Origin of the sequence: Natroniella sulfidigena (assembly GCF_023223645.1) — a bacterium.
Taxonomy (GTDB): domain Bacteria; phylum Bacillota; class Halanaerobiia; order Halobacteroidales; family Halobacteroidaceae; genus Natroniella; species Natroniella sulfidigena.
This window is the reverse complement of sequence record NZ_JALKBY010000012.1, coordinates 86309-97218: the sequence shown is the minus strand read 5'-3', so window position 1 is coordinate 97218 and position 10910 is coordinate 86309. Positions and strand designations below refer to the sequence as shown.

The 10910-nt window shown below is 35.1% G+C and carries 10 protein-coding genes; all 10 read right to left on the bottom strand.

All coding sequences use genetic code 11. The annotated features are described in order from the left end of the window. A partial coding sequence (locus MWH28_RS09255; protein WP_248619074.1) for an NAD(P)(+) transhydrogenase (Re/Si-specific) subunit beta occupies positions 1-1424 on the bottom strand: 1424 nt, incomplete at its 3' end. Beyond that, complete coding sequence (locus tag MWH28_RS09250) at positions 1421-1723, bottom strand: NAD(P) transhydrogenase subunit alpha part 2 (protein ID WP_248619073.1); 303 nt, start codon at positions 1721-1723, stop codon at positions 1421-1423. The genes MWH28_RS09255 and MWH28_RS09250, both read right to left, overlap by 4 nt. Positions 1724-1960: 237 nt before the next feature. Continuing rightward, positions 1961-3130 (bottom strand): NAD(P) transhydrogenase subunit alpha, encoded by a 1170-nt coding sequence (locus MWH28_RS09245; RefSeq protein ID WP_248619072.1) that lies wholly within the window; start codon positions 3128-3130, stop codon positions 1961-1963. Positions 3131-3460: 330 nt separating this feature from the next. Further along, a complete protein-coding gene (locus tag MWH28_RS09240; RefSeq protein ID WP_248619071.1) occupies positions 3461-4072 on the bottom strand; it encodes a hypothetical protein in 612 nt (203 codons plus the stop codon). A gap of 142 nt (positions 4073-4214) precedes the next feature. Beyond that, complete coding sequence (locus MWH28_RS09235; protein ID WP_248619070.1) at positions 4215-5288, bottom strand: alanine/ornithine racemase family PLP-dependent enzyme; 1074 nt, start codon at positions 5286-5288, stop codon at positions 4215-4217. A gap of 278 nt (positions 5289-5566) precedes the next feature. Then, the gene (locus MWH28_RS09230; protein WP_248619069.1) at positions 5567-7318 is read right to left on the bottom strand and encodes a sigma-54 interaction domain-containing protein; all 1752 of its coding nucleotides are present in this window, start codon (positions 7316-7318) and stop codon (positions 5567-5569) included. 251 nt (positions 7319-7569) lie between these two features. Continuing rightward, the gene (locus MWH28_RS09225; RefSeq protein WP_248619068.1) at positions 7570-8682 is read right to left on the bottom strand and encodes a M20/M25/M40 family metallo-hydrolase; all 1113 of its coding nucleotides are present in this window, start codon (positions 8680-8682) and stop codon (positions 7570-7572) included. 153 nt (positions 8683-8835) lie between these two features. Further along, positions 8836-9648, bottom strand: a complete 813-nt coding sequence (locus MWH28_RS09220; RefSeq protein WP_248619067.1) for a hypothetical protein — start codon at positions 9646-9648, stop codon at positions 8836-8838. Then, entirely contained in the window at positions 9648-10328 is a 681-nt protein-coding gene (locus tag MWH28_RS09215; RefSeq protein ID WP_282580192.1) for a glycosyltransferase family 2 protein, read from the bottom strand. Before MWH28_RS09215 ends, MWH28_RS09220 begins: the two co-directional genes overlap by 1 nt. Continuing rightward, positions 10321-10905, bottom strand: a complete 585-nt coding sequence (locus MWH28_RS09210) for a copper transporter (RefSeq protein WP_248619065.1) — start codon at positions 10903-10905, stop codon at positions 10321-10323. Before MWH28_RS09210 ends, MWH28_RS09215 begins: the two co-directional genes overlap by 8 nt. Positions 10906-10910: the final 5 nt, after the last annotated feature.

The following is a 10910-nucleotide window of genomic DNA, read 5'->3' as shown; positions in this document are numbered from 1 at the left end:
TCTGTACTTTCTTCTGTTTTGTTACTTTCTGCTTGCTTTATTACATTATTTAAATGAGGTACTGTTTCTGCTGCATCTCCCCATAAAGATATTACATGTTCTTCTTCGTAAAGACTATTTTCTACTCCTGAATACCCTGGTTGATCATCCAAGTTACAGACGATAACATTTTCTGCTTCCTCTACCTGTAAAATCGGCATCCCAGAAATCGGCGTTCCCTCTGCCTTTTTAGCCTCTGGATTGACTACATCACATGCTCCTACCACTATTGCTAAATCTGTTTCTGCAAATTCATCATTGATATCCTCTAAATCATATAACATCTCATAATCTATTCCTACTTCTGCTAGTAATACATTCATATGGCCTGGCATTCTTCCTGCTACTGGATGGATTCCTGCCTTAACATTCTTCCCTTCAGCAACCAATAAATCTGTCAACTGTTTGACTGCTTGTTGTGCTTGAGCTACTGCCATTCCATAGCCTGGTACTATTACTACATCTTCTGCTGACTTAAGCAAATCAGAGATCTTTTGTTGGTCATCATTTTCTGCTTCTTTTTCTTCAACTTCCTTCGGTTCTACTTTTGAAGCCACTTCTTTCTTTTCTGAAGCTTTATCCTTATCAAAACCAGCCAAAACAGCTGTTAAACTATTGTTCATATTCTTACACATAATATGGGTTAAGATAAGACCAGCTACTCCTACAAGAGCACCAACACCCACTAAAAGTAGATTGGCTACTGCTAAACCACAAATTGCAGCTGCTATACCAGAAAAAGAATTTAACAAAGAAACAACAATTGGCATATCTGCTCCACCAACACGTAAAGCCATTAATAACCCATAAACAGTAAATAGAATGATTATTAGTGGCATTAAAATTTGTAGATAAGCTGCTTGCCAGATACTTAAAATAATTATAGATAAGACCCCAGTTACTAAAAGAAAACCCTGATAAAATTGCTGTCCTGCTAAATCTACTGGTTTTTGTATAATCAAACCTTGTAATTTTAAAGCTGCAACAACACTTCCACTTAAGGTTAAAGCACCAACAGCCAGGGCCAACCCAGCCGTAAACCAAAAGACCCAAGAATCTGTTGTATATACAGCAGCTGTAGCACCAGCTACTAAAGCTGACGCAGCACCACCAAATCCATTAAGCAATGCTACCATTTGTGGCATATGAATCATCTGAACTACTTGTCCAAGTATAATTCCTAATACTCCTCCAAAAATTATAAAAGATAAAAGGAAAAGATCATTTATAACACCTGATTCCCACAATGAAAAAAGAATAGCCGAAGCCATAGAAAAAGCTCCAAGACGATTACCCCAGACAGCAGTTTTAGGAGATTGCATCAAACGAATACCCACAATAAAGCCTACAATAATAATTGTTGAAATAATAATATTTCCTATCATAATCTCTCCCCCTTTACTGCTGAGCTTCCTTTTCCATTTTTGAACATTCGTAACATTCTACCTGTAACCCAAAAACCACCAACTACATTGACCATAGCCAATACTAAAGCCGCTAATGCCCACGGCCTTGCTCCTGAAGATGCAGTAGCATAAACTTCTATAGCACCTAAAACCGTTATCCCCGATAGTGCATTCATCCCAGACATTAAAGGTGTGTGTAACAGAGAAGGCACTGAAGAAATTACTCTATATCCTAAAAAAGATGCAATCAATAAAAAGATCACCATAACTAATAACATATATATAAACCCCCCTCTTGAAATACAGTTTACAGTTAACAGTGTACAGTTGACAGTTAAAATCAAAACCTTATTAATCTTTACTTAAATCAATCAGTGATATTTTTATTTGTTTTTATCACTTGATTTCTTAATTGTTAATTGTAAATTTTACATTGTACATTTATTTACTGCTTTTCCCCCTGATCTTTCCAGTACTTCGTACTGTCAACCGTAAACTGTCAATCAAATTATAATTTATCCCATTGCCTTTAATGTACCTTGGTGTACAATCTCTCCATCTTTTGTTACCATACTTTCTTGTACTATCTGATCATCAGCTTCAGTATCAACTTCTCCTTCATCAACAATATGCTCAATAAAGCTGTACAGATTTTGAGCAAACATAGCTGTTGAATGAACACTTAACGTTGTTGGAATATTTAATAAACCACTTATAAATACTCCATTATGCTCGTAATCTTCTCCACCTTTTGTCAATTCACAGTTACCACCTTGATCAATTGCAACATCTACTATAACAGACCCCTTTTTCATCTTATTAACCATATCTTCTGTTACAAGAATAGGTGCTTCTTCTCCTGGAATTAATCCTGTTAAAATCAAAGCATCACAGCTTTCAATATGTTCAGCAAGAACTTCACGTTCTTTTTCATACCATTCATCAGAAAGTTGTTGTGCATAACCACCTTCACCAACTGCTAACTCAGCAGGAACATCAAAATCAATCACTTTGGCCCCTAAACTACGTGCCTGCTCATTAGCTTCAGGTCTAATATCAATGCTCTTTACCTGAGCTCCTAAACGCTTAGCAGTACCAATCGCTTGCAAACCTGCTACACCTGTTCCAACTACTAGAAACTCTGCTGGTTTCATAGTTCCAAAAGCTGTTGGCATCATCGGTACAAAACGCTTCAAATAATTTGCCGCAAAAATAGAAGCTTTATAACCAGCTGCAGTACTCATTGAAGTAAGAGCATCCATCTTTTGTGCCCTAGAAATTCTTGGGATTCCATCTAAAGTAAAGCTTGTTACATTTCTATCAGCTAATGTATTAACCATATCATGATTTATAGAATGTGCTGGATGTAAAAAGCTAACTAGTACAGCATCTTCAGCAACTAATTCTGCTTCATGCTTGTTTAAATCTTCATTAAACTTTGGTTCCTTAACCTTTAAAATCAGATCAGCAGCTTCAAAAAGATCCTCTACATTAGGAATAATTTCTGCTCCTGCTTCACTATAATCCTGATCATCAATAAAAGAACCTGCACCAGCTCCAGCTTCAACCAAGACTTTAGCTCCACCTTCAACAAATTTCTTAACCGTCTTTGGTACTACAGCTACTCTCTTTTCTCCAGACATAATTTCTTTAGGTACTCCGATAGTCATTCCTTTAAATTTCATTTTTTAAGCCCCCTAAAAGTATTTGTTTTTATTTTTATTAATCTCACTTATATATTAATGCAATTAACATGCCAGTTTAAAAAGTAATTATTATCTTCCCCTAGAATAACCCCTGGCATAGCAATATTTAAATTCTTTTATTTTTTCTTTATTTCGACAAATGCCTATTTGGGTATCATATAAGTTGACAAATAAATTGCATTGTGCAAAATATTTTGCACTGTTTAGAACTTCTAGTCCTCTTATTTTCACCTTTACTATTCCTCCTAAACTTATTATTCCAAATAAAAGAACCCCTCTTGCAAGAGGGGTTCTTTTATTTATTATTTATTAATTTGAAGGTGGCTCTGTCGGAGGTGGCCCATCTACTGGCGGCTCCTCTGGTAACTCTTCACCCTCTGGTGGTTCTTCTACTGGTGGCTCCTCCGGTAACTCTTCATCCGCTGGCGGTTCTTCTACTGGCGGCTCCTCTGGTAACTCTTCATCCGCTGGCGGTTCTTCTACTGGTGGTTCCTCCGGTAACTCTTCATCCGCTGGCGGTTCTTCTACTGGTGGCTCCTCTGGTAACTCTTCATCCGCTGGTGGTTCTTCTACTGGTGGCTCCTCCGGTAACTCTTCATCCGCTGGCGGTTCTTCTACTGGTGGTTCCTCCGGTAACTCTTCATCCGCTGGCGGTTCTTCTACTGGTGGCTCCTCTGGTAACTCTTCATCCGCTGGTGGTTCTTCTACTGGTGGCTCCTCCGGTAGCTCTTCATCCGCTGGTGGTTCTTCTACTGGCGGCTCCTCCGGTAACTCTTCATCCGCTGGTGGTTCTTCTGGTACTTGTTCTCCCATCAATGATTGTTCTATGTTTCTCTCTGTAGCTGCTTGAGCATAATCATAACTGAAAAAAGCAAAACTTAAAACTAAAATTCCTAAGGATAAAATAAGTATTTTTTTCATTATTAACCCTCCAAAGTTCATTTTATTTAATTTTAAGGTACAATTTTGATAGTTTTATGAGAAAACCTTTAAAATAGTTTAGTAATTTCCATCATTGCTAATACTCTGTAATCTACTAACTGCTAAAAGTGGTTAACTTGAGCTATATTATATCTATATTTACATAAGGAGAAGTCATTGCCCTTAATAATGCCGCATAATTTAACTCAAATTTCAAACTATCTCCCACAGTTATATTTTTCCGATAATCGGTTAGATCAACTATCAAATGATCACTACTAGCACTCTCTATCTTGACCCCTCTAGCTACAGGGGCCAACCCCTTCAAAACTATATCTTGCCTTCCAACTGCTAAGATACCCCTCTTTCTAACCCCGCTCTTCGTAATAATCTCCTCTTCACCAAAAGCATTCTGTCCTATTTTCCCTTTAGGTTGGGCAGGTTTTTCTTTAAGTTCAATAATTTCTGCTTCTAATAAAAATGTATCCTGAAAAGTATTTGGGAAAGGTTCTCTATTGATTACATTCCTACCAAGCAAAATCGTCTCACCCACCCGTAATTGATTAACTTCTGGAGGTAATCCCCGCTCTTTTAACCTAGGCAAGGAACTACTATTGCCTCCTGAGATTATCTTTAACTTTTGATCAAGCTCATTATTTATTCTTTCTTTTAATTCAACCAAAACTTTCATATTTTCATCAGAAGGTAATACTCCGCCAAAACAAGCTAAATTAGTACCTAAACCAATCAATTTAATATTGTCTAATTGCAGTACTTCTTCAACTACTTGCATTACATCATCAGGCATAACTCCTTCTCTTCTATCACCAACATCTACCATTAAAATAATCTCATGTATTACCTCATATTCTTTAGCAAATTCATCTAATGCTCTGATTATCCCTAATTCTGAATTAAGGCTTACATCTGCATACTTAACTACCTGTTCAATCTCACTTAACATTGGAATTCTAAGTAACATTAATGGCACTTGGTCTAGTTTTAAATTTTCCCGCAAATAGGCCAAATTATTAATTCTAGAATCAGCTAGCCCTACTACCCCTCCCTTTAATAAAGCTTTCGCAACCTCTAAATTAGCACAGACAGATTTGGTGACTCCTACAACTTCTATCCCCTCTTCTGCCGCTAGATTTACTACTTCCTTAGTATTAGCTATTAATTTCTTAAGATTTATATTGATTTTAGGATTCTTCACTTCTGTCACCTCTTTTATTACTTATAATACTTTCAGCTAAATCCAACCCTATTATGATAACCCTTGACAGATATCTAAATCTTTCTTCACTCCCGTTTCAATTGACAATTTACAATGCACAATTCACAATTAAATTCAAAATATCAAAATCAAAAAGCTGAAAAAATTAATAATCAAAAGCTATAAAATAATTAAATTTACACATTAAATTAATGCAATTATTATACCACCTTTATAATTATCCTCACAAAAAAAGAGCCTCCGATTAAGGAGCCCTTTTATAGCTGATACTTCTTAATTTTATATTGTAAAGTCTGTCTTTTAATTCCCAACTCTCTTGCTGCCTGACTAATATTGTTATTATTATTATCAATAGCTTCTTTTATTAAATTCTTTTCTATATCTTCAATAATATTCGGCAAAGAATCATCTTCTTTAAGATCAATCTTATTAGTTTCAATCTCACCTTTCGTATCTAACATAAATAATTCAACATCTTCTTTACTTATTTTATCATCTCTATCTAAAATATTAATTACCCCTTCAAGGACATGCTCAAGTTGTCTTACATTCCCGGGCCAACTATAATTTAAAAAGTAATCTTCTGCCTCCTGTTCAATCCCTTGAATTTGATAATTAAACTTCCTATTAAATTTTTCTATAAAATAATCCACCAGTAAAGAAATATCATCAGTTCTTTCTCGCAATGGTGGCAACTCCAAATTAACTACTGCCAACCGATAGTATAAATCTTCCCTTAGCTCTCCTTCTTCTATGGCTTGTAAAGGATTTTTATTAATTGTAGCTATAATTCTAACATCAACTCTGACTCCTTTATCTCCTCCAATAGGCCTGATAATCCCCTCTTGTAAAACACGTAACAATTTAGCCTGTAATTCTAAAGGCATCGAATTGATCTCATCTAATAAGAGCGTACCTCCATCAACTTGTTCAAAGAGCCCTTGGCGATTAACAGCTCCTGTAAAACCACCCTTCTTAGTTCCAAATAAGATCCCTTCCAATAAATCTTTAGGTAAAGCAGCACAATTTTGAGCAATAAATGGTTCTTTTCTCCGTCTACTAGCATTATGGATACTCTGAGCAAATAGCTCTTTACCTGTTCCGGTCTCACCAGAGATTAAGATTGATGAAGAAGTTCGAGCAGCCCTTTTAGCATACTTAATCTTCTGTTTTAAACCTTTATTTTCTCCAATAATATCAGAAAAAACATAATTCGTTCCATTATTAAACTCTTCCTTCTTCTCCTCTGTATCATATAGCTCCGATTGGAGATCGATTACCTTTTCAGATAACTCTTTTAACTGAGTAACATCTTTAGCTATTTCTAAAGCCCCAATAAATTCATCCTCTAACATCATTGGAAGTGTTTTATTAATAGTAGTTATCTCTTCTCCTTTATAATTGATATAACTTTGTTGATGCTCCATTACAGACTCTTGAGAATTTAAAGTTCTCATTATAGTACTTGTTTCTCGACTCAATGAAGGAAGAATATCTAATAATTTTTTATTGATTACCTGCTCTCGCTCCAAATTCTCTAAATCAGCCATCTTTGAATTATAAACCTTTATTCTCCCTTCCTCATCAACTACCCGAATCCCATCATCGATCGAATTCAAGATTGCTTCTAGAGTCTTCTTTAAACGTTGAACACTCTTTAACTTCTCCGCCATCTCCTCAGCTTCTTTTATCTTTTGAAAATATGCTACCACTGCTACGACTTGCTCTTGTTCAAAGATAGGTATTCTATTGGTTAAGATCTTAGTTCCACCTATTATTTGATAGCGATTTAATTCTGCTTGCCCTGTCTGTAAAACCTGATCTATTCTTGTTGTTGAAATAACTTCAGCTATATTATCACCAACAACTTGATCTGTTTCTATACCCAATAAATCTAAAGCAAAATCATTAATTGCTACAATCTTCTCGTCATTATCAACAACAACTACTCCACCTGGAATTCCTTCTAATAATGCTTTATTTAATAACTCTCTGTGGGAGATAGGCATATCTGTGGTAAATCCTCCTTCTATAAATAAATTCAGGTACGATATAAAGTGGCATTATGCCACTTTATATCAGTGTACAGTTTACAGTTTACGGTTGACAGTTAAAATCAAAACCACCTCTAAACCTGTAAGATATCTTGATCTTTTAAGGTCTTGACCTCTAACTGTACACTGTCCCTATGGGTCTTTATCAAGACCCTTCGTGAAACCCATAAAAACCATATCCACTGTACACTGTCAACTATGTTCTCCTACCTAGTTGCTTGATTGATCAAAGCAATCGAAAATTTAACAGCAGTCACTAAATCATCAACCTTAATATTTTCATCAGTTGAATGCACATCAGTCATTCCTACTCCAACATTGATGGTTGGAATTCCTTGCCCATTAAATATATTGGCATCACTTCCACCACCTGTAGACTGCAACTTAGGCTTAATACTGATTCTGCGAGCTGCTTTAACTGCAATATCAACAATCTCATCATTTCTTTCCAGATCAAAAGCAGGATACATCCGCTTAGTTTCAATCTCTACTTGAGTATTATATTTATTTGCTGCTCGTTTAAAGATATCACACATATGTTCAGTCTGTTGAGCAAGCTTATCCTCACTTAAACTTCTTGCTTCACCTTGTAGTTCAACTAAATCTGGAACTATATTAGTTGCTTTTCCACCCTTAATTACTCCAATATTAGCAGTCGTTTCATCATCAATCTGCCCTAAATTTAAATTAGATAAAGCAACACTTGATACTTTAATCGCATTAATTCCTGCTGACGGATTGACTCCTGCATGAGCAGCTTTCCCTTTCACTTTAACATTAATCTTATCTTGAGCAGGTGCTTGAGTAATAATTGTTCCTACATCTCCTCCAGAATCATAAGCAATCCCTAAATCAGCTTCTAATGAATCATAATCTAAATTTTTAGAACCTAACAATCCAACCTCTTCTCCAATTGTAAATACAATTTCAAGATCTCCATGCTCTATATCATCTTCTTTAAGAATCCGTAAGGCTTCAACAATTGCTACAATCCCCGCTTTATCATCTGCCCCTAAAACAGTCTCTCCTTTACTAGAGATAACTCCATCTTCTATTTCAGGTTCTATATTCTTCCCTGGAGTTACAGTATCCATATGAGCATTTAATAATAATGTTGGCTTAGAACTATCTCCTTGCAACTTAGCTATTACATTCCCTGTATCTCCTCCAACTTGTTGCCCAACATCATCTGTTGTTACCTCTAAACCCAATTCAGTCAATAATTCTACTAAATAATCTGCCACTGCACCTTCTTCTTTAGATATACTATCTATTTTAACTAACTCTATAAATTGATTTACAATTCTTTCTTGATTCACCTTGACCACTCCTTTTATATTTTTCGATACTTTTTTACTATTCCAGACTGAGTAAAAAACTCCTTCTTAAAACTTATAAATCCTGATTAAACCATTATCAAAAAAACATAATTATATAAGTAACCTCAAACCATTCTCACTATCTTTCTTATTTCAACCTTCATCTCTACCCAATTTATCCAACCTATCTAAAAATTCATTTTGGGCAATTACCTCAGTCAAAGAAACCTTTTCAGTATAAATATGCATCGCTACTAAGAACAAAACAATTAAGATTTTATAGCTTTCTGGTGCAGAAAAAACCAGGCTCAAACCTAAAAAAGCTCCTAGTAAGTTGGCCCCTACATCACCCAACATAGCTTCTGCTTTTAAATCAACTGGCAACATAATTAAAATCATGACCAATAAAGGAATTATCAATCGGTCAAATAAACTAGTAGTAACCAAAAATAGTGGTACTGAGACAATGATAAATCCTTTTAAAGCTCTACCAGGCCTTAAATCAAGTAGATTAATAAAATTAGTCATCAATACAACCAATAAAAAGTTAATTGTTATTCCTACTAAGCCATCAACTAACTCTGTTATTAATAAAAAAACTATCAAGCTGATAAAGACCGCCTTTAATAAACCTGTTGTAACATTAGAATTTGCTATAAATTCTCCTAAATGACCAGATAATCCACTATTTTGATGATCTCCATAATAATCATCAATTATCCCTAAAACACCTGCAGTAACTATCAAATATAATAAGGCTCCACCTACTTGTAAAGAATAAACTCCTAAATTAATCCCAACAGTTAAGATAATGATTGAATTAATTACTAGTAGTATTCCATATCCAATCGGAATCTCTTCACCAGCATAGTTAGTAGCAACCAACTCAGACTTAGTTAACACAGTACTAATTATTGGGTAGTTGATATAGGTCAAAACAGCTGCTAGCATTATTAGCCAAAACACTAGCTACCACCTCTAATTTGAGTACAAAGTACAGCCAAAACATCTTTAAATTGCTGACCTCGATGCTTAAACCCAGCTAAATCCCTTCCAGTCTCTCGATGACTCATTCTGACTGGAACTTCTTTAACCTTAAACCCTCCTCTAATCGCTTCAATTGTCATAGCCACTTCTACTCCAAAACCTGCTCTAAACCCCTTTAAATAATCAACTAATTCCCTTGTCAAAACCCTCTGCCCCGATAATGGTTCCGTAGCTTCAAAGTCAGCTAAATAATTTAAACCTAGTCGGGCCAACCCTTTAACCAATCCAAATCCACCCTTCTTCTTAGCAGCTGGAAATTGAGCAATAGTTAAATCAGCTTCTTGCTGAATCACAGGTAGTAAAAGCTTCTCCACTTCTACTGCTGTCTCTCCTAAATCAGCATCTAGTAAAGCAATTATCTCTCCTTCTGCCTGCTTTAAACCCTGATTTAAAGCTGCCCCCTTGCCCTGATTAACTTCTAGATCTATCAACCTAACATCAAACTGCTTAACAATTTTAGCAGTTTGATCACTAGAGCCATCATTAATCACTATAATCTCTGGATCAAACTCAGTCAATGATTGGATAGCTGAAATCGTATCTCCAATTCGCTCCGCTTCATTATAAGCTGGAATTAAGATTGAAATTAATTTATTCAAAATTAACACCTCTTAAACTCTCCAGTTCTTTAGAGCTAATCTGAAATACCATCTTTATTAAATCAGATACAGATTCTAAATCTCTAGAATCAACCAGTACTTGTTTACCATTAAATTCAGCCAAATCAAATTCCTCTTTTAATTCTCTATCAAGATATAAAATACTATCAAAATCAATACTTTGATCAATCTCATTTTGTAAAATTTCAACTTGCTTAATATCGGCTAATTGCAAAGTTTGGATCAGTTTTTCTTCCATCTTCTGCGAAAGATTATTTGTTCCTGCAACTAGGATTCGCTCCCCCTCTAACTGCCCTTGAACTACTAGTGGTAAGATCATCTCCTGAAATTCCAAGTTATTATCTAACTTATCTTCTAAGCTTTCAACCTCTTGTTTAAACTTTTGATTTTTCGTTCTAATCGATAAAAATTCTTCCTCTAACTTACTGATTAAATTATTCTGTTCTTGGACTATTGATTCATTTCCTACCATAGTACTACCAATTAAAATTCCAATTGCTAATGTTATAAATATAATCACAATTGTAATTATATGATACCTCAAATCCAATAGCATCTATT